Source organism: Alistipes dispar (genome assembly GCF_006542685.1).
Taxonomy (GTDB): domain Bacteria; phylum Bacteroidota; class Bacteroidia; order Bacteroidales; family Rikenellaceae; genus Alistipes; species Alistipes dispar.
In genome coordinates, this window is sequence record NZ_AP019736.1 from 755316 (window position 1) to 775524 (window position 20209).

The window sequence follows — 20209 nt, forward strand, 5'->3', positions numbered from 1 at the left end:
CTACCGCGCTCCGGAACCGGAGGGACCGCCCTGCGGACCTTCCTCCCCGCCGGAGGCCTTGCCGCGCTTATTGTAGAGGAAACGCTTGATCTTGTGCGTCGGGGTCTTGACGAACTCCTCCTTCTCCTCGACGACCTCCGAGATGCGCGAGAAGCGGCTCACCTTGGCATTCACGAAATCCATGATCTCCTTCTTGAGCTGCTCGGTCTTGGCCTCCCACGCCTCCTTCTGCGTCGCCCACTCCTCGCGCCAGTCGTCGAGCATCGCCTCGATCTCCTCGCGGTTGAAATGCACCAGCGCCACCAGACGCCCCTCGTGCTCGGTGACGATCGAATCGGCGATGCAGACGTGCGAGTTGAGCACGCTCTCGATGTCCTCGGGATAGATGTTCTCTCCGCCCGGGCCGACGATCATGTTCTTCAGGCGGCCTTTGATATAGAGCCACCCGTCCTTGTCGAACTCGCCCAGGTCGCCCGTGCGGAACCAGCCGTCGGGAGTAAACGCTTCGGCCGTGGCTTCGGGATTCTTGTAATAGCCCAGCATGACGCTCGGCGTGAGCGCCACAATCTCGCCCTGGCGCGTCCGGGCATCGACGTTCTCGAGCCGCAGCTCGACGCCCGGCGCCTGCGGTCCGGTCGATCCGAGGCGCACCTGCGCCGGCGCGGCCCCGGCCAGCAGCGGCGCGGTCTCGGTCAGTCCGTAACCGATGGCATAGGGCACGCGGGCCTCCAGAAGGAACTGCTCGGCCCCCCGGTCGAGCTTCGCGCCGCCGATTCCGAGGAAACGCAGCCGGCGCCCGAAGAGCTTCATCAGCTTCTTGCCCGCCACGCGGTGCAGGTAGCGGCGCATGAACCCCACGCGGTAGAGCGTGCGCCAGAAGCCGTTGGAATTGAATTTGGCCAGCACCTGGTGGCGGTAGATCTTTTCGATGATGAGCGGCACGATGAGCATGACCGTGGGCCGTACCGACCGCAGGGCCGGCATCAGCGCCGAGGCCGTGGGCGGACGGTCCAGATAGACCACCCGCGCGCCCATCGAGAAGGGGTAGATCATGCCGATCGAGCATTCGTAGGTATGCGACAGCGGCAGCACCGAGAGAAACGTGTCCTCGCCGCCGATGGGGAAGATCGCGGACGACATGTCCACCTGCGCGCAGAGCGCCCGGTGGGTGAGCATCACCCCCTTGGGCTTCGAGGTCGTGCCCGAGGTGTAGATGATGACGGCCAGATCGTCCGGCGCGGGCACGGCCGTCGTCCCCTCGCCGCGCACACGCTGCGAGATGACGCCGAGGTTTTTCGTGCGCACCACGACGTTCAGCCGCTCGATGGTCCGTTTCGAAAGGCGGGTGAACAGACGGTCGGAGACCAGCAGCGCCCGAGCCTCCGAGTGCTCGATGATCATGTCCAGCTCCTCGCCCGAGAAATCGGGCAGAATGGGCACGGCGACCATCCCCGCGGATGTCACGGCCAGGTAGCAGACGCCCCAGTTGGGCATGTTGCTGCTCAGCAGGGCCACCTTGTCGCCGGGACCGAGCCCCGCTCCGGTAAGCGTCTCCTGCACCCGGGCGATACGGCGGCCCACTTCGGCGTAGGTCAGCTCCTCGCCCTCGTACATGGAAAAGGCGATCCGCGACGCGAACCGCTCCGTGCTCTGACGGACCAGTCCGTACAGTGTATTGATCGTCATGTCAAATTTCGAATTAACGTCGTATGAATAACGCGGAATTTGTGGCGAAATTACTAATTTTCGCCTGAAAATCCCTATTTTTGGGCTAAAATATCAAAATGCTCGACCATCGGAACATCAAACGGCTCGCCGCCGGGGAGGGGTTCGACCTCTGCGGCATCGCGCCGTGCCGCCATCTGGCCGAGAACGAAGCCCGTTTCCGCGAATGGCTGGCGGCGGGCTATCAGTCGTCGCTGGACTATCTGGAACGCAACGCCGACAAGCGGTTCGACCCGCGGCGGCTGGTCGAGCGGGCCCGGACGGCGGTGGTCTGCGCCGTGGCCTACAAGAACCGCGCGAGCGAAGGCTACCCGCCCGGCTGCCGCACCCGCATCGCCTCCTATGCCTGCGCGGCGGATTACCACACGACGATCCGCGACCGCCTCCGCCGGATGCTCGCCGCGCTGAAGGCCGCCCACCCCGCACTCGAGGGGCGCGCCTTCGTCGATACGGCTCCGCTCTGCGAGAAACAACTGGCCGTGGAGGCCGGGCTGGGGTGGATCGGACGGCAGTCGCTGCTCGTCACGCCGCAATACGGATCGTTCGTACTGCTGGGAGAGCTGATCCTGACGGACGAAGCCGACGCCTACGACGCCCCGTTCGAGGGGGAGGGCTGCGGCCGTTGCCGCCGCTGTCTCGAGAGCTGCCCCACGGGGGCTCTCGTCCGCTCTCGGATGCTCGACACGGGGCGCTGCATCGCCTGCCACACCATCGAAAAGGAACCCGGCACGGAGGTGGATCTCCACGGCTGGATATTCGGCTGCGACGCCTGCCAGAGCTGCTGTCCCCACAACCTCCGCGCACCGCTCCACCGCGACCCGGCGTTCGATCCCCTCTTCGATCCCCTCGCCATGGACGAGGCGGCGTGGCTCGCGCTGGACGAAGCGCGCTTCGGGGAGCTTTTCGGCCGCACGCCCCTCACCCGCAGCGGCCTGCGGCGCATCCAGCGAAACATCCGCCGGAAATGATTCCACAACGGCCAGAGCGGAACGGTCCAGGGCTTCCGCCGCTCCCGCCCGGCCTCCGTCAAACGGAAAGCGGACTTTCCCCCTTCGGGAAAGTCCGCTTTCTCATATATCTCCGAACGGCCCTGCGGCCGACCGGTCTTCTCCGGGGTTCCGGGCCCCTTACTTCGTCAGCTCGGTCAGCGCGGCCTTGGCATTCTCGGCGGCCGGGCCGTCGGTCACCTTCCGGAAGGCGGCGATGGCCTGGTCCTTCATCTCCTTGGCGTTGTAGGCGGCGCCCAGCAGGTAGTACATCAGGCTCTTGTCGGCTGCCTCGGTCTGCGCGGCGGCAGCGGCCTCGCCCAGCTCGATCACCTTGGCGTAATCCTTCTTGCCGGCATAGGCCTGCAGACGGATATTCTGCGCCAGCGCGCTCTCGGGATTCTTCTCCAGCATCTTGTCCGCAGCGGCGATGATGCCGTCGTTGTCGCCCGCGGCCTGCAGCTTGGCTACCATGTTGTTGGTATAGAGCGTAATCATCTCCCGGGCCTTGGCGGCATCCTCCGCATACTTGGGATGCGTCTTGGCCGCTACGGCCTCATAGACGTCCATGCCCTTCTCGTACTGGGCCATGTCGCCGCTGGCCATGAACATCTCGCAGTAGCTCATCGCCAGGTTCAAAGCCATGCCCGTATTGTCGGGATCGGCCTTGTAGCCCTTCTCGAAGATGCCGGCGGCCGTCGCATAGTCCTTGCTGTTGAAGGCGTCGCCGCCCTGTATCTGGTAAATCTTGGCCACCCAGCCGTTCGACTTGCCCATCTGGGTCATGTCGCCGTAAAGCTCGGCCAGCTCGGCCGACTTCTCGAAGTTCTTCAGCGCCTCGGCGTAGTTCTTCGTCTTCAGCGAGCCGCCGCCCAGCATGAAGTAGCACTTCGGAAGCGTCGTCTTGGCCGTGGCGACCATCGAAGCGGCGTCGGGATTGTCGAGTCCCTGATCGATCACCTGTTCGAACTTGGCGGCCGCTCCCGCGAAATCCTTGGCGCCGTAAGCGGCGGCCGCTTCGTTGTAAAGCGCCGTGACGTCCTGCGCCGAGAGCGACGCGGCGGCAAACAGCGCGATTGCCGATACAAATAACTTTTTCATGTCGTGTGTTTTTCTTTAAAGTTTTTCAGTTCTTTTCTCGCTCCACACGCCCTGCCTGGTCGGACGCGTCGTTCGCAAAAGTATAAAATTTTTCTTTCTCTTCAAATACTACCCGCGCAAAAGGGCGAAAAACGAAGTCATCAGCTCTTCGCACTCCGCGGCGAGAATCCCCCGCGTCACGGAGGTCCTGGGATGGAGGACCGATTCCGAATAACGGCGGTAGCCCCTCTTCGGATCGTCGGCGCCCCACACCACGCGCCCCGTCTGCGCCCACGCGATCGCCCCGGCGCACATGACGCACGGCTCGACCGTCACGTAGAGCGTGCACTCGGGCAGGTACTTGCCCCCGACGGTCGCCGCAGCGGCCGTCAGGGCCTGCATTTCGGCATGCGCCGTGGGGTCCGAAAGCGTCTCGACGAGGTTGTGCCCCCGCCCCACGACCGCCCCGCGCGAGACGACCACCGCCCCGATCGGGACCTCCTCCGCCGCCAGCGCCTTGCGGGCCTCGTTCAGCGCCAGCCGCATGAATTTTTCGTCCATCGACCGCTGCTCCTCCTCCGTTCCGTTCGTCATATCCTCATTTTTTGGTTTTCCGGCGCGTTATTCCCGTTAAAATTGCTAACTTTGCGGGTTGCGAAGACAAAGGTAACGAATCGGAACAAAAATACAAAATACGATACCATGTACAGAACCCATACGTGCGGCTGCCTGAGAGCCTGCAACGTGAACGAGACCGTGACCCTGGCCGGGTGGGTGCAGAAAGTGCGAAACCTCGGCGCCATGACCTTCATCGACCTGCGCGACCGCTACGGGCTGACGCAGATCACGGTCGAGGAGCATTCGGCGGCGGAGGTGCGCGAAGCGGCTTCGCGCGTGGGCCGCGAATGGGTGCTCCGCGTCACGGGGCGCGTCGTCGAGCGCGAGGCGAAGAACCCCAAGATGCCCACGGGCGACATCGAAGTGGTCGCCGAGCGGATCGAGGTACTCAACGAGGCGCAGACCCCGCCCTTCACCATCGAAGAACAGTCGGACGGCGGCGACGACCTGCGTATGAAATACCGCTACCTCGACCTGCGCCGCCCGCCCCTGCAGCGCAACATGATCCTGCGGCACAAGATGGCGCAGGAGATCCGCCGCTTCCTCGACAGCGAGGGATTCCTCGAGATCGAAACCCCCTATCTGATCAAATCCACGCCCGAAGGGGCGCGCGACTTCGTCGTGCCGAGCCGCATGAACCCCAACCAGTTCTACGCCCTGCCGCAGTCGCCGCAGACGCTCAAGCAACTGCTCATGGTGGCCGGCTACGACCGTTATTTCCAGATCGTGCGCTGCTTCCGCGACGAGGACCTGCGCGCCGACCGCCAGCCCGAGTTCACGCAGATCGACTGCGAGATGTCGTTCGTCGAGCAGGAGGACGTGCTCGAAATCTTCGAGCGCTGGGCCAAGCACATGTTCCGCGAGGTGCTGGGCGTCGAGTTCGCCGAGCCGCTGCGCCGCATGCCGTGGATCGAGGCGATGGAGAAGTACGGTTCGGACAAGCCCGACCTGCGCTTCGGCATGGAGTTCGCCGACCTGACGGAGGCCGCGAAAGGGCACGGGTTCCCCGTCTTCGACGAGGCGGAATACGTCGTCGGATTCGCCGCCCCGGGCTGCGCCTCCTATACGCGCAAGCAGATCGACGCCCTCACCGAGTTCGTCAAGCGGCCGCAGGTGGGCGCCAAGGGGCTGGTCTGGATCCGCGTCGAGGCCGATGCCGTGAAGTCGTCGGCGGACAAGTTCTACACGCCCGACGAGGTGCGCGCGCTGGCCGATCGCTGCGGCGCGAAGACCGGCGACATGGTCTTCATCCTCTGCGGACGGAAGTTCAGGGCGCTGACGCAGCTCTGCGCCCTGCGCCTCGAGGTGGCCCAGCGGCTCGGACTGCGCGACCCGAAGAAGTTCGCCCCGCTGTGGGTCGTGGACTTCCCCATGTTCGAGTGGGACGACGAGACGCAGCGCTTCTACGCCATGCACCACCCCTTCACCTCGCCCAAGCCCGAAGACGTGCAGTACCTCCGGAGCGACCCGGGACGCGTGCGCGCCAACGCCTACGACTTCGTATGCAACGGCACGGAGCTGGGCGGCGGTTCGATCCGTATCCACGACCAGCAGTTGCAGGCGCAGATCTTCGAGTGCCTGGGCTTCACGCCCGAGGCGGCCGAGGAGCAGTTCGGCTTCCTGATGAACGCCTTCAGATACGGCGCGCCCCCTCACGGCGGCCTGGCCTTCGGCTTCGACCGGCTCTGCTCGCTCTTCGGCGGTTCGGACTCGATACGCGACTACATCGCCTTCCCGAAGAACAACGCCGGCCGCGACGTGATGCTCGACGCTCCCTCGGCCGTCGCGCAGGCGCAGCTCGACGAGCTCTGTCTGGAATTGAGGAATCCGGAGGCATAGAGCCGAAGTCGTCCGACACAGGTCCACCGACCGATTGTGTATGCACCCCTGCCGCAGTGGCGGCAGGGGTGCATACATAAAAACGGCTCGGTTCTCGAGACCTACATGGCGGCGATGAGCGAGCCTATCGCTCCTGCCACAACGATTAAAATAATCAGCGCGATACACGACATTACCAATCCGGCGATCGCCAAACCGCGCGGAACCCGGAAAATGCCCACGAACGAGAAAATCAGTCCCAACAGCCACAACACCCAGCCCAAACCGGGCATCCAACTGAAAATCAATCCGAGTAAAGCCAGCACGAAACCGGCGGTTCCCAGTCCATTGGACCGTTTTCCCTCCGATTGGTTGACGATAACAGTCTGTCCTCCACGATCATAAGGATAACTCCCTTCCTTCTTTTCCATAAATGCAGTCGATTTATCCGCCGCCCGCACCCCGGCAGCAAAAAACAAAAAAGAAAGCGTGGTGCCGAAGCCTATTTCAGAATCGTAGGTCGTAGGATACCCTGCAAGATAAAATAAGCGACAGCTCCCACGCCTATACCCGCGAAATACGGATACGACGCGGCAAGATGTTTGCCTATTCCTCTCTTGCAATGAATTTCCTACGTTCACGATTCGGGAACAGACTTACACTCTCCGTGTTTGTCAGTATGTCCGGCAAATATAGGATTATTTTTTGAAAAATCGCTATCTTTGTTCCCGTAAACCGAAAGCACCATGTCCGCACCCCTTGCCGAACGGCTCCGCCCCCGAACGATCGACGAATACATCGGTCAGGAACACCTCGTGGGACGGAACGGCGTGTTCCGCAAGTTCTTCGAGACGGGCAACGTCCCCTCGTTCATCCTCTGGGGTCCGCCGGGCGTGGGCAAGACCACCCTCGCGCGGATCGTCGCCACGCAGCTCGAACGTCCCTTCTTCACCCTCTCGGCCGTGACGTCGGGCGTGAAGGAGGTGCGCGAAGTGATCGAGTCGGCCCGCAAGAGCCGTTTCTTCGACCAGCGGCCCCCGTTCCTGTTCATCGACGAGATACACCGCTTCAACAAGTCGCAGCAGGACTCGCTGCTGGGGGCCGTCGAACAGGGTGTCGTGACGCTCATCGGCGCGACGACCGAGAACCCGTCGTTCGAGGTGATCTCGCCGCTGCTGAGCCGCTGCCAGGTCTACATTCTCCGCCCGATGGAGGACAAGGACCTGCAAACGCTGCTCGACCGGGCGCTGACCGCCGACGCGGAACTCCGGGAGCGGGAAATCGAGGTCCGGGAGACGGGCGCGCTGTTCCGTTTCTCGGGAGGCGACGCACGCAAGCTGCTCAACATCCTCGACATCGTCACAGGCGCCACCGAGGGCAAGGTCACGATCACCGACCGCTATGTCACGGACTGCCTCCAGCAGAACATCGCCCTCTACGACAAGAACGGCGAGCAGCACTACGACATCATCTCGGCCTTCATCAAGTCGGTCCGGGGCAGCGATCCCAACGCGGCGATCTACTACCTCGCGCGGATGCTCGCCGGAGGCGAGGAGCCGCGCTTCATCGCCCGGCGGCTCGTGATCCTCACCTCGGAGGACATCGGACTGGCCAATCCCAACGCCCTGCTGCTGGCCAACGCCTGCTTCGACACGGTGCACAAGATCGGCATGCCCGAGGCGCGCATCACGCTGGCCGAGACGACCATCTACCTGGCCACCAGCCCCAAGAGCAACTCGGCCTACGCGGCCATCAACAAGGCCCTCGCGCTCGTGGAGCACGACACGACCAACCGCCCCGTGCCGCTGCACCTGCGCAACGCCCCGACCAAGCTGATGGACAAGGCCGGCTACGGCAAGGGCTACAAATACGCCCACGACTACGCGGGCAACTTCGCCGAACAGGAGTTTCTGCCCGAAAGCCTCGCGGGCACGAAGTTCTACGAACCCAACACCGGAAACGCCGCCGAAGCGAAGATCGCCGAACGGATGGCGCAGTTGTGGAAAGAGAAATACAAATGAAACGCATAGGGATCATCTCCGACACGCACGGCACGTTCGACGACACGCTGCGGGAGTTCCTCCGCGACGTGGACGAAATCTGGCACGCGGGCGACATCGGTTCGCTCGAGGTCTCGGACCGCATCGCAGCCTTCAAGCCCCTGCGGGCCGTGGCCGGAAACATCGACGACGCGCTCACGCGCCGCATCTACTCCGACTTCAACGTCTTCGACTGCGAAGGCGTGCGGGTGCTGATGACCCACATCGGCGGCTACCCCCGCCGCTACGACCCGCGGGCGCTGGCCCGAATCCGCAGCGTGCACCCCAAACTCTTCGTCTCGGGGCACTCCCATATACTCAAGGTCATGTACGATCCGATCTACGACCTGCTGCACATCAACCCCGGCGCAGCGGGCGAATACGGCTTCCACAAGGTCCGCACGGCCGTGCGCCTTACGATCGACGGCGCGCAGATGCGCGACATGGAGGTCGGCGAGTGGTCCCGGCGGTAGGAAGTCACGCCCCGGGAGGGAAAATCCTTTTCCGCAAAAAGCCGGGAAAATACGCCGAAGCGGCCGTCGCAATGCGCCGGAACGCATTCCGCATACCGTCTCCGGATGCGGCGCTAAACGGTCATGCGCTACACATATCCGCCCGACAACATCCCGACACGCATTATATAATACTGTATATAAGCAATTTAATCGCACATAAGAACATGCACGATCCGGAGAGAATCCGGCTTCAGCCCGGCTACGGGACAATCCGCAAAGGCCACGCACCAAACAAATACGTCCATATAATATTCACATAAGCCCCCGCGTTAGTCTGTCGAAACCAAAAAGACGACGCAACGATGCAACTGAAAATTTCGAAAACGCTCGAGGGGCTTATCGCCCGTTCGGCATTCAACACGACGAAGGCGGGCATCACCCACTCGCTCAAGGATTTTCTCGCGCTGGAGCTGCTCCGCGAGGAGGGCTCGCTCGCCTTTCAGCTTTTGTCAGCACGGCTCCGCGACTGGGAGCTTTACCAGATACGTCTGCGCATCGAGCGCGAAGTCGCCTCCGCCAAGGCGAAGGCGGACGACCGCTCGTCCGAGGAGTTCTACCGCAACTTCTCCGCCGAACTGCTCGCCACGTCGGACGCTCCGCGGAGCGTCACGACGGGTCACGCCCTGCTGTCCATCGCCGGCGACCGCACGACGGCCACCGCACGCGTACTGGAAATGTACGGCATCACGCCGGAGACGATCGCCGAGGAGCTGCGCAAATTCGCCGCAGGCGGCGACTTCCGCACGGAGATCGAGGTGCACCGCCTCGACTTCAACGAGGAGAACCGCCCCGCCGAACAGCGCTCCGCCGCGCATCCGCTCGACAAGTTCGGCGTGAACCTCACGCGGCTGGCCCGCGAAGGGCGCATCGACCCGGTCATCGGACGCGACCGGGAGATCGAGCGCGTGGTGCAGATTCTCTCGCGCCGCAAGAAGAACAACCCCATCCTGATCGGCGAGGCGGGCGTGGGCAAGAGCGCCATCGTCGAGGGGCTGGCGCTGCGCATCGCGCGGGGCGAAGTGCCCTACACCATCGCCGGAAAGACGCTTTTCTCGCTCGACGTCTCGTCGCTCGTGGCGGGCACGAAGTTCCGCGGCGAGTTCGAGGAGCGGATGCAGCAACTGCTCGACGGGCTGCGCCGGGCGCAGGACACGATCGTGTTCATCGACGAGATCCACACCATCGTGGGCGCAGGCTCCACGCAGGGGAGCCTCGACACGGCCAACATCCTCAAGCCGGCCCTCGCCCGGGGCGAGTTGCAGACCATCGGCGCCACGACGCTCGACGAATACCGCGAGAACATCGAGACCGACGCCGCGCTCGAACGCCGCTTCCAGAAGGTGCTCGTCGAGCCGACGACGCCCGAGGTGACGCTCCAGATTCTGCGCAACATCGCTCCCGGCTACGAACGGCACCACAAGGTGCGCTACTCCGACGAGGCCCTGCGCGCCTGCGTGACGCTCACCGGACGCTACGTCGCCGACCGCTACTTTCCCGACAAGGCGATCGACGTGCTGGACGAGGCCGGATCGCGCGCGCACCTGCGCTCGGCCCGGGAGCCGGATTCGCTCCGCTCGATGGAGGCCGAACTCGACGAGGTCCGCCGCGAACGGCGCGAAGCGGTCGAAACGCTGGTTTACGAAAAGGCCGCCGCGGCGCGGATGCGCGAGCTCGCGCTCCGTTCCAAGCTGGACGAGCGCCGCGCCGAATGGCGGCACACGCTCGAACACAACCCCGTGCAGATCACCGAGGAGGACATCCGGCAGGTGCTGACCGACATGACGGGCATTCCGGCCGAACGCATCTCGGACGGGGAGGCCAACCGCCTGCGGAACCTCGGCGACTACCTCGCACGGCGCGTGGTGGGCCAGCAGGAGGCCGTGGAGAAGATCGCACGCACGATCCGCCGCTCGCGCACCGGGCTCAAGGACGAGAACCGCCCGACCGGCGTCTTCCTCTTCGTCGGCCCGACGGGCGTGGGCAAGACGCTGCTGGCCAAGGAGGTTTCGAAGTGGCTCTTCGACGAGCAGCGCGGCCTGATCCGGATCGACATGTCCGAATACGGCGAGAAACACAACGTCTCGCGCCTGATCGGATCGCCGCCGGGGTATGTCGGATACGGCGAGGGCGGCCAGCTCACGGAGGCCGTGCGGCGCCGGCCCTACTCGGTGGTGCTCTTCGACGAGATCGAGAAGGCGCATCCCGAGGTCTTCAACACGATGCTGCAAATTTTCGACGAGGGACACCTCACCGACGGCGCGGGCCGGAGGGTCGATTTCCGCAACACGATCCTCATCATGACCTCCAACGTCGGCTCGCGCGCCGCCGTGCGGCGATCCGCGCAGGTGGGTTACAGCACCCCCTCGAAAAGCTCCTGCACCGCCGCCGCGCCGCAGGGCGAGTACCGCAAGGCGCTGGAAAGCGTCTTCGCGCCGGAGTTCCTCAACCGCATCGACGAGATCGTCGTCTTCCGCACGCTCGACGAGGGCGACGTGGAGCGGATCGTCGAGCTGGAGCTCGAAGGGCTTTTCGCCCGCACCTGCCGGCTGGGCTACAAGGTCAAGATCACCGACGGCGCCAAACGACGCCTGGCGGCGATGGGCTACGAACCGCGCTACGGCGTGCGGTCGCTCAAACGGACGCTGACGGACAACGTCGAGGAGCCGCTCTCGTCGCTCATCCTCGACGGCAAGCTCCGCATGGGCGACACGGTGGTCGTCGAGTCGGACAAGGCCCGCGGCGTGAGGCTGCGCGTCGCCTGACGGGGCGCACGGCGGCAGCCGGCCCCGTTCCGAGCAGACAGTCCCGACGGGTTGTCTGCTCTTTTGCGTCCGGAAGGTGTCCCGAAAGCATTTTTCTCCGCCCCTTTCGGCTCCGCACGAGGTTATTCGGGCCAAAATTCGTACCTTTGCCGCCCCGAACCGAATCGCAACCGAAACATATTATGTACAGATTTTCGCTATACAGGGAGCAGTACCGGCAAAACCTGCGGCTGGCGCTGCCGATCGTGCTGACGCAGGTGGGACAGATTCTCACGCAGGTGGCCGACAACCTCATGGTCGGCCGCTACGGAGGCGACGACCCCACGCCGCTGGCCGCCGTGTCGTTCGGCGGCGCCGTGTTCTTCATCCTCTTCGTCGCCGCCATCGGCATGGCGCTGGGCCTCACGCCCCTCGTGGGGGAGCTTTACGCCCAGAAGGACCGGATCCGCTCGGCCGCCCTGCTCCAGAACGGCATCCTCTTCTACACGCTGCTGGGACTGATCATGGCCGGCGTGCAGTATGCCGTCATCCCGCTGATGTACCACCTCAAACAACCCGTCGAGGTGGTCGAAATGGCCATTCCCTACTACCGGATGCTCGTCTTCAGCATGCCTTTCATGATGCTGTTCTTCTCCTTCAAGCAATTTCTCGAGGGCGTCGGCAACACGAAGGTCGAAATGGTCGTGACGATCCTGGCCAACCTGGCGAACATCGGCTTCAACTCGGTCTTCATCTACGGACGTTTCGGTCTTCCGGAGATGGGCGCCGAGGGCGCCGGACTGGGCACGCTGCTCTCGCGCGTGCTGGCCGCCGCCCTGATCATCGGCTACTTCTGCCGCCACAGGGGCTACCGCCGCTACCTCGACGGATTCTCGCACCGCGTGCTCTCGGCCGAGGTCGTGCGGCGGCTCGTGCACATGGGCCTGCCGATCGCCATGCAGATGTTCCTCGAATCCTCGGCCTTCGTCGGCACGGGAATCATGATGGGCTGGTTCGGCAAGATCGCCATGAGCGCCAACCAGATCGCCATCACGCTGGGCAACTGCGCCTTCATGATCGTCATGTCGATCGGCGCGGCGACGACCATCCGCGTCTCGCACTGCTACGGCGCACGCAACGTCGGCGAACTGACGCTGGCGGCCAAAGCCTCCTATCACCTCGTGCTGGCATGGAACGCCCTCGCGGCGCTGGTGTTCATCTCGCTGCGCCACCTCATCCCGACCTTCTTCACCACGAACGCCGAGGTCATCGCCACGACCTCCTCGCTGCTCGTCTTCGCCGCCCTCTATCAGCTCTCGGACGGCATCCAGAACGTCTCGGTGGGCGTGCTGCGCGGCATCCAGGACGTGAAGGTCATCATGCCCATCGCGCTGGTCTCCTACTGGCTGCTCAACCTCCCGGTGGGCTACCTGCTCGGCTTCACGCTCGGCATGGGCCCCACGGGACTTTATCTGGGCTTCGCCGTGGGGTTGTCGTCGGCCGCCGTGCTGCTCATCCGCCGCATCCGCCGCAGCGTCCGGAAACTCCGTGCGGGCAATTGAAATTTTTTTCGTATCTTTACGCAAATTATGCCTACGATGGATACCGAAAAACCGCATAACAACAGATTCAAACCCGAAATAGGCCGCGGCTGCGCCTTCTGCGACTGCGGCTCCGAAGTCGAAGCGAAGCCCTGCGACGGCTGCTTCAAACTCCACGAGACGGCGTGGCTCGAGGAGTACCCCGTCAATGTCCCGAGCGACATCGTCGAGGTGCGCTTCAAGAACACCCGCCGCTCGTTCTACCAGAATGTCAACAACCTGCCGCTCAAACGGGGCGACATCGTGGCCGTGGAGGCTTCGCCCGGCCACGACATCGGCATCGTCTCGCTCACGGGCGACCTGGTCGCGCGGCAGATGCGCCGCACGGGCTTCAACCCCTACAACGGCGAGTTCAGGAAGATCTACCGCAAGGCCAAGCCCTACGACATCGAACGCTGGCAGGAGGCCATCGCCCTCGAACACGAGACGATGATCGCCTCGCGGCAGATCGCCGCCGACATGGGACTGAACATGAAGATCGGCGACGTGGAGTACCAGGGCGACAAGATCAAGGCCATCTTCTACTATATCGCCGACGAGCGCGTGGACTTCCGCGAGCTGATCAAGGTCTTCGCCGAGCGGTTCCACATACGGATCGAGATGAAGCAGATCGGCGCGCGGCAGGAGGCGGGCCGCATCGGCGGGCTCGGCGCCTGCGGCCGCGAGCTGTGCTGCGCCTCGTGGATGTCGAGCTTCTCGAGCGTCACGACGGGCGCCGCGCGCGTGCAGGACATTTCGCTCAACCCGCAGAAGCTGGCCGGGCAGTGCTCGAAACTCAAGTGCTGCATGATGTACGAATACGACGCCTATGTGGACGCCCGCAAGGAGTTCCCGCGCCTGCGCGAACCCCTGCAGACGATCGACGGCGAGTGGTTCCTCGTCAAGAGCGACGTGCTGGCCGGCACGATGACCTTCTCCTCGTCGAAGGAGGCGATGGTCAATGCCACGACGCTTCCCGTCTCCCGCGTCAGGGAGATTCTCGCCCTGAACCGTCAGGGCAAGAAGCCCGACCGGCTGCAACACGCCGACTCGCTGCGCGACGAGCCCGAGGAGCCGACCTACCGCGCCGAGGAGGACAGCATCACCCGTTTCGACCAGGCCAAACGCCGCAAACGGGGCGGACGCAACCGCGGCCGCGGCGAGAAGACGCCCCAGGGCGAAACGCAGAGCGCCGCTCCGCAGCAGCAGCGCCGCGACGGCGGCGAAAACGCCGGAGAGCGCAGCGACCGCAGCCGTCCCGCACGCGAAGGGGGCCGCGGGGAGCGCCGCAGCCGCCGAGGAGAGCGTCCGCGCAACGGCGAGGAGCGTCCGAACGACGACGCCGGAAACACCCCGCGCAGCGAAGGCCGCGAGCCGAAGGCTGCCGACCGCGACGACAACCGCGCACAGCGCACCGAATCCCGCACGAACGACGCCCCGCGCGATCGGGGTGAGGGCAACCGCTCCCGCCACAACCGCAACCGGCGGCGCGGCGGAGGCAATGCGCCGGGCGGGAGCGGCGGCAATCCGGACGGGGGACGCTCCGGAAAGGGCGACGCCCCGGCCGGCGGAGGAGGCAATAACGGCGGCGGGCGCGACAATGGCGGCGGCACACCGGGCGGCAACGGTCCGGTATCCGGAGGCAACGGCAACAACGGCGGCACGCCGCCGCAGAACGCATAACACCCGCAGGCCGTGAAACGCATCGTCCGGCGTATCGCTTCTCCGGCGGCCGCGATTGCGGCGGTCGCTGCGGCCGGAGGCTGCACGCAGCCCTTCCGGTCGAACGCCGCGGACACCGATCCGGTCTCGTGGAAGGACCCGGCCGGAATCGTGCTGGCGAACGCCGACACGACGTCGCTGCGCGACCTGACCCTGTTCCTGCGCTGCAACGACCGCTTCGGCGAGGATACGCTGACACTGCGCATCGCCACGACGACACCCGATTCGCTGCGCTTCGAGGAGTTTTTCCGCATAACGTCTCCGCGCACGAACGGTCCGGCAGCCATCGCCCGCGAAATCGCCGTACCCTACCGCCGCCGCGTCCGTTTCGCACGGGAGGGCGACTACCGCATGACGATCGCACCGACACGGCCCGTGCGCGGGATCGAAGCCGTCGGGATCGGAACCTCCGACAGCCAATGACAGAATTTCAACCCCGGTCCGCCCGTCAAGGCGGCAGATTCATCCGGTTATGGGAAAAGACAAACTCCGCAAATTCCGCGAAAACCTGACTTTCGACTGTTTCGTACAACCCGAATTCGACGAGGTGTTCCGCCGCGACCACCCGCTCAAGGGACATTGGCACGACTCGTTCTTCCGCAACGACAACCCGATCGTCCTGGAGCTGGGCTGCGGCAAGGGCGAATACACCGTGGCGCTGGCCGAACGCGACCCGTCGCGCAACTACATAGGCATCGACATCAAGGGCGCCCGCATGTGGCGCGGAGCCAAGACCGCGACCGAACGGGGTATGCGGAACGTGGGATTCCTGCGCACGCGCATCGAGTTCATCAACGGGCTCTTCGGCGAAGGGGAGGTCTCGGAGATCTGGATCACCTTCCCCGATCCGCAGCTCAAAACGCGCCGCGCCAAGAAGCGGCTCACCTCGCCGCTCTTCCTCGAATACTACGCCCGCCTGCTCCGGGCCGACGGGACGATCCACCTCAAAACCGACTCCAAGCACCTCTACGCCTACACGAACGAGGTCATCCGCCGCTTCGGTCTGCCCTGCGCGGTCTCGAACCCCGACATCTACGGCTCGGGGTATGCCGACGAGGTGCTTTCGGTGAAAACGGCCTACGAACAGTTGTTCCTCGGCATGGGGCTGCCGATCACCTACACGCGCTTCTCGCTCGGCGGCCGGCGCGAATTCCCTTGGTTCGACTGGGAGGAGGACGAAAAGTCGGAGAAGGACAACGAAGCCGAACGCGGAAACCGCTGACCCGGAACAAAAACGCCGTTTCCGATCTCCGGCCGGCCGCCATGCAGCCGGATTCCCCGTCCGGGGCGGAACCCGTCCGCCTCGCCGATCTTGCCCGACACGATCGAGAAGGTCGCCGCCGGATCCGGAACGCGCTGACGGCAAGGCCTCCAAACGGCGAATCGGCGCCGCCCTGGAACGGGCGGCGCCGATTCGCATTCCGACAGACATGTCCCGCTTCGGACTACTCCAGACCGAGCAGCTCCATGATCCGGCGGGCCAGTTCCGTGTTGTCCATCACGCCGCGGATGGCATCGGCTCCCGCACCGTAGAGATAGACCGGCACGAGCGTTCCGGTATGTCCCTTCGTCGAGAAGCGGTAGTCGATGCCGCTCTCCGCACGGGTGAAATCGGCATTGCCGCTGGGAATCGTCAGACCGCCCGTCTCGTGGTCGGCCGTCACGACGACCAGCGTTCCGGGCGTGCGGTCGGCGAAGTCCATCGCCGCGGCCACCGTCCGGTCGAAATCGCGCATCTCGGCCAGCAGCCGTTCGGCGTCGTTGCCGTGGCATGCGCCGTCGATCAGCGAACCTTCGATCATCAGCAGGAATCCCCCGCCGCGCTCGCCGGCAATCCCTTCGAGCAATTCCATCGCCTTGCGTGACGCGCGCGGCAGGAAATCGCCCCGCTCGGAGACCGCGAATCCGTCGAACTCCTTCTCGTCCACGGCGCAAAGCAACCGCCCCGACGAGACCTCCTCGGCCTCGTCGAGCGACTGCACGACCCGGTATCCGCGCCGGGCGAACGCCTCGGCATAGGTTCCGCCCTCGTCGCAGGGCTTTTGCAGATTCCGCCAGCCGCCGCCCAGCATCACGTCGATCCCCGACGAAAGCATGTCGCGCGTGATGGCCTCCGTCTCCCCGCGGTTTCCGACATGCGCGTAGAACGCCGCGGGTGTCGCATGCTGAAGGTAGGTCACCACGGCCAGGCCCGTGGCCATATCCCGCTCCGCGGCGCGTTCCATCATCGAATGCAGCGCATTCCCTTCGGGATCGAGCCCCAGCACGCTGTTGTTCGTCTTCCCGCCCGTCGCCAGCGCCGTACCGGCCGCCGCCGAATCGGTGACGCGGTTGTTGGCCGAGTAGGTCGAGATGAGCGCCACGCCCTCGGCCCGGTCGAAGGCCGTGGGTTCATAGCCGTTTTCGATCTTGAGCATCGACACCTGCGCCAGCCCCATGCCGTCGCCGATCAGATAAATCACATTGCGCACGCCTTCCGCGGAGGTCTGCGCCGCCAGGCTCCCCGCCGAAAGCAGAAAAGCCGCCAGAAAAAGTATCGTTTTCTTCATAACGGAAACAAAGTTAGCGATATTGAGCGAACTTTTTACTACATTTACGCAACTTTAACCGCATCGTAACTCCTATGGATGTAAAGATCGCACCCGACTGGAAAGAGCTGCTAGCTCCCGAATTCGAGAAACCCTATTTCGTCGCCCTGACCGATTTCGTCCGGCAGGAATACGCCACGCGACGCATCTACCCGCGCGGCAGCAACATCTTCCGGGCTTTCGACAAATGCCCGTTCGACCGTCTGAAGGTGGTCATCATCGGGCAGGACCCCTACCACGGCCCCGGGCAGGCCAACGGCCTCTGCTTCTCGGTGGCGGACGGCATTCCCTTCCCGCCGTCGCTGCAAAATATCTTCAAGGAGGTCTCCGACGACACCGGAACGCCCGTCCCCGCCTCGGGCAACCTCGACCGCTGGGCCGAACAGGGCGTGCTGCTGCTGAACTCCGTGCTGACGGTCCGCGCCCACGAGGCGGCCTCGCACGCAGGCCGCGGCTGGGAGACCTTCACCGACGCCGTGGTCCGCGCCATCGCCGAACGCAAGGAGGGCATCGTCTATATGCTCTGGGGCAGTTACGCCCAGCGCAAGGGCGCCATCGCCGACCCGCAGCGCAACCTCATCCTCAAGGCCGTGCACCCCTCGCCGCTCTCGGTTTACCGGGGATTCTTCGGCTGCCGCCACTTCTCGCGCGCCAACGACTACCTGCGCTCGGCGGGCAAGGAGCCGATCGTCTGGTAGCCCGCTCCGCGACAGGCCGTCCCGCGAAGGGATGCCGCCCGCCGTGCGGTCCGATTCCGGAAACAGCGTCCCGGCGTTTCCGCACCTTCCGACGCCCCCGCATCCGCTCTCCGCGATGCGGGGGCATCGCACAAAGACGGTATCGGTCCCGCCGCAAAAATCCCGGAATCTCGGTATTGCCCGACTTGCGGAAATGCCGTTTCTTTGCATAGAACCAAAAACACATCAGAGACTATGACCGGAATTTTTTACGGCAGCACGACCGGATCGACCGAGGCCGTCGCACAGGACATCGCCAAACAGCTCGGCATCGCGGATGCCGACGTACACAACGTGGCCGACGCTTCGGCCGACGAAACCGACAAATACGACCTGCTGGTCCTCGGCTCCCCGACCTGGGGCAACGGCGACCTGCAGGACGACTGGTACAGGTTCCTCGACCGGCTGAAGACCCGCGACCTGACCGGCAGGAAGGTCGCCCTGTTCGGCTGCGGCGACAGCGGCTCCTACCCCGACACCTTCTGCGACGCCGTAGGGCTGCTCTACGAGGAGCTGCAACCGACCGGATGCATTTTCGTCGGCTCCTACGAACCCGTGGGATACGACGTCACGGACTCGCTCGTCTGCGCCGACGGCAGGTTCGTAGGGCTGGCCATCGACGAAAGCGCCCCGGACAAGACCGAAGAACGCGTCGCGGCATGGTGCCGGCTGCTCAGAACCGAAGAATAGCCATGAGCGCCGAAGAGTTCCACCGCTACGACTCGATGAAGCTGTTCCTGCACCAGATCTACGAGTTCCGGAAGGGCGTGCGCAACCTCGTGCTCTGCACCATGTGCCGCACGTGCGCCTCGCTGCTCGCCGAACGGCTCGAACGTCAGGGCATCGGCTACCTCATTCAGGAGGTGGCGGGCAGCAAGGTGAACCTCTATTTCGGCAACCGCCGCTGCCTCGATGCCGTAGCGACATTCATCCACAAACCGCTCAACCGGCTCTCGCCCGAGGAGGATTTCATGCTCGGCACCATGCTCGGCTACGACATCGCGGGACAGTGCGAACGCTACTGCAAGCGTCTCCGGGAACAGGCATAGGAATCCGGGTATCCGGACACAAGTCCCGGATGCGGACATACATACGCCCCGCCGCGAGGAACGCTCCGTCCGCCGGAGCCTCTCCCGCACGACGAAACGGCCCCGGAGCGAATCGCTCCGGGGCCGTCTTCTCGCTCCGATCCGGGGTTATCCCAGATAGGACTTCAGGAGCTTCGACCGCGACGAATGACGCAGGCGGCGGATCGCCTTCTCCTTGATCTGACGCACGCGCTCGCGCGTGAGGTCGAACTTCTCGCCGATCTCCTCGAGGGTCATCTCCGAGCAGCCGATGCCGAAGAAATACTTGATGATGTCGCGCTCGCGCTCGGTGAGCGTCTCCAGCGCGCGGTCCACCTCCGTCGAAAGCGACTCGTTAATCAGCCCGCGGTCCGCATTGGGCGAATCGGGATTCACCAGCACGTCGAGCAGCGAGTTGTCCTCGCCGTCGGCGAACGGGGCATCTACCGAGACATGACGGCCGGCGACACGCAGCGTGTCGGTCACCTTCTCCTTCGGAAGCTCCAGCTCCGAGGCCAGCTCCTCGGGCGACGGCGTGCGCTCGTGCTCCTGCTCGAAGCGGGCGAACGCCTTGTTGATCTTGTTGAGCGAGCCGACCTGGTTCAGCGGCAGACGCACGATGCGCGACTGCTCGGCCAGAGCCTGTAGAATCGACTGGCGGATCCACCACACAGCGTAGGAAATGAACTTGAAACCGCGGGTTTCGTCGAACTTCTCGGCGGCCTTGATAAGCCCCAGGTTACCCTCGTTGATGAGGTCCGGAAGGCTCAGGCCCTGATTCTGGTATTGTTTGGCGACGGAGACCACGAACCGCAGGTTCGCCTTGGTGAGTTTCTCCAGCGCCTCCTGGTCTCCTTTCTTGATCCGTTGGGCGAGTTCCACCTCCTCCTCGACCGTGATGAGCTCCTCCTTGCCGATCTCCTGCAAGTACTTGTCCAGCGACGCGCTCTCGCGGTTGGTGATGGATTTCGTGATTTTTAACTGACGCATCTT

Annotated in this window: 18 protein-coding genes; 12 read left to right on the top strand and 6 right to left on the bottom strand. The window is 64.3% G+C overall.

The window, feature by feature from the left end:
- Entirely contained in the window at positions 1-1686 is a 1686-nt protein-coding gene (locus FME97_RS03455; protein WP_141427887.1) for an AMP-binding protein, read from the bottom strand.
- A 98-nt stretch (positions 1687-1784) separates the two neighbouring features.
- Here FME97_RS03455 and queG point away from each other — a divergent pair, with 98 nt between their 5' ends.
- Positions 1785-2693, top strand: a complete 909-nt coding sequence (gene queG, locus FME97_RS03460) for a tRNA epoxyqueuosine(34) reductase QueG (RefSeq protein WP_141427888.1) — start codon at positions 1785-1787, stop codon at positions 2691-2693.
- 159 nt (positions 2694-2852) lie between these two features.
- Here queG and FME97_RS03465 read toward each other — a convergent pair whose 3' ends face one another.
- Together FME97_RS03465 and FME97_RS03470 are read right to left on the bottom strand one after the other, a co-directional pair.
- Positions 2853-3812: a tetratricopeptide repeat protein gene (locus FME97_RS03465; RefSeq protein ID WP_141427889.1), complete on the bottom strand. Its 960-nt coding sequence runs from the start codon at positions 3810-3812 to the stop codon at positions 2853-2855.
- 108 nt (positions 3813-3920) lie between these two features.
- Positions 3921-4385: a nucleoside deaminase gene (locus FME97_RS03470; RefSeq protein WP_141427890.1), complete on the bottom strand. Its 465-nt coding sequence runs from the start codon at positions 4383-4385 to the stop codon at positions 3921-3923.
- Positions 4386-4493: 108 nt separating this feature from the next.
- On the opposite strand from FME97_RS03470, the gene aspS reads away from it, so the two are divergent.
- Positions 4494-6248, top strand: a complete 1755-nt coding sequence (gene aspS, locus FME97_RS03475) for an aspartate--tRNA ligase (protein ID WP_141427891.1) — start codon at positions 4494-4496, stop codon at positions 6246-6248.
- 101 nt (positions 6249-6349) lie between these two features.
- On the opposite strand, the gene FME97_RS03480 is transcribed toward aspS, so the two are convergent.
- The gene (locus FME97_RS03480; protein ID WP_141427892.1) at positions 6350-6658 is read right to left on the bottom strand and encodes a hypothetical protein; all 309 of its coding nucleotides are present in this window, start codon (positions 6656-6658) and stop codon (positions 6350-6352) included.
- A 315-nt stretch (positions 6659-6973) separates the two neighbouring features.
- On the opposite strand from FME97_RS03480, the gene FME97_RS03485 reads away from it, so the two are divergent.
- The 7 genes from FME97_RS03485 to trmB all read left to right on the top strand — a co-directional run bounded on the left by FME97_RS03485 (position 6974) and on the right by trmB (position 16046).
- Positions 6974-8248 carry a replication-associated recombination protein A gene (locus FME97_RS03485; RefSeq protein ID WP_141427893.1) on the top strand — a complete coding sequence of 425 codons (1275 nt, stop codon included), beginning with the start codon at positions 6974-6976 and terminating at the stop codon, positions 8246-8248.
- Entirely contained in the window at positions 8245-8739 is a 495-nt protein-coding gene (locus FME97_RS03490) for a metallophosphoesterase family protein (RefSeq protein WP_141427894.1), read from the top strand. The genes FME97_RS03485 and FME97_RS03490 overlap by 4 nt, the downstream gene beginning before the upstream one ends.
- A 344-nt stretch (positions 8740-9083) precedes the next feature.
- On the top strand, positions 9084-11543 hold the full coding sequence (locus FME97_RS03495; protein ID WP_141427895.1) for an ATP-dependent Clp protease ATP-binding subunit: 2460 nt from the start codon (positions 9084-9086) through the stop codon (positions 11541-11543).
- 182 nt (positions 11544-11725) lie between these two features.
- Positions 11726-13084 carry an MATE family efflux transporter gene (locus FME97_RS03500; RefSeq protein WP_141427896.1) on the top strand — a complete coding sequence of 453 codons (1359 nt, stop codon included), beginning with the start codon at positions 11726-11728 and terminating at the stop codon, positions 13082-13084.
- Between the two features lie 36 nt (positions 13085-13120).
- The gene (locus tag FME97_RS03505; protein WP_141427897.1) at positions 13121-14785 is read left to right on the top strand and encodes a regulatory iron-sulfur-containing complex subunit RicT; all 1665 of its coding nucleotides are present in this window, start codon (positions 13121-13123) and stop codon (positions 14783-14785) included.
- 12 nt (positions 14786-14797) lie between these two features.
- Complete coding sequence (locus FME97_RS03510) at positions 14798-15247, top strand: hypothetical protein (protein ID WP_232522924.1); 450 nt, start codon at positions 14798-14800, stop codon at positions 15245-15247.
- 49 nt (positions 15248-15296) lie between these two features.
- Complete coding sequence (gene trmB, locus FME97_RS03515) at positions 15297-16046, top strand: tRNA (guanosine(46)-N7)-methyltransferase TrmB (protein WP_141427898.1); 750 nt, start codon at positions 15297-15299, stop codon at positions 16044-16046.
- A 223-nt stretch (positions 16047-16269) separates the two neighbouring features.
- Here trmB and FME97_RS03520 read toward each other — a convergent pair whose 3' ends face one another.
- On the bottom strand, positions 16270-17373 hold the full coding sequence (locus FME97_RS03520; RefSeq protein ID WP_141427899.1) for an alkaline phosphatase: 1104 nt from the start codon (positions 17371-17373) through the stop codon (positions 16270-16272).
- Between the two features lie 74 nt (positions 17374-17447).
- On the opposite strand from FME97_RS03520, the gene ung reads away from it, so the two are divergent.
- The 3 genes from ung (at position 17448) to FME97_RS03535 (ending at position 19198) form a co-directional block, all read left to right on the top strand.
- Complete coding sequence (gene ung, locus FME97_RS03525; RefSeq protein WP_141427900.1) at positions 17448-18110, top strand: uracil-DNA glycosylase; 663 nt, start codon at positions 17448-17450, stop codon at positions 18108-18110.
- Between the two features lie 234 nt (positions 18111-18344).
- Positions 18345-18839, top strand: coding sequence for a flavodoxin (locus tag FME97_RS03530; RefSeq protein ID WP_141427901.1), 495 nt, complete (start codon positions 18345-18347; stop codon positions 18837-18839).
- Positions 18840-18841: 2 nt separating this feature from the next.
- Positions 18842-19198 (top strand): DUF2023 family protein, encoded by a 357-nt coding sequence (locus FME97_RS03535; protein WP_141427902.1) that lies wholly within the window; start codon positions 18842-18844, stop codon positions 19196-19198.
- A 147-nt stretch (positions 19199-19345) separates the two neighbouring features.
- On the opposite strand, the gene FME97_RS03540 is transcribed toward FME97_RS03535, so the two are convergent.
- Positions 19346-20206, bottom strand: coding sequence for a sigma-70 family RNA polymerase sigma factor (locus tag FME97_RS03540; RefSeq protein ID WP_141427903.1), 861 nt, complete (start codon positions 20204-20206; stop codon positions 19346-19348).
- Positions 20207-20209: the final 3 nt, after the last annotated feature.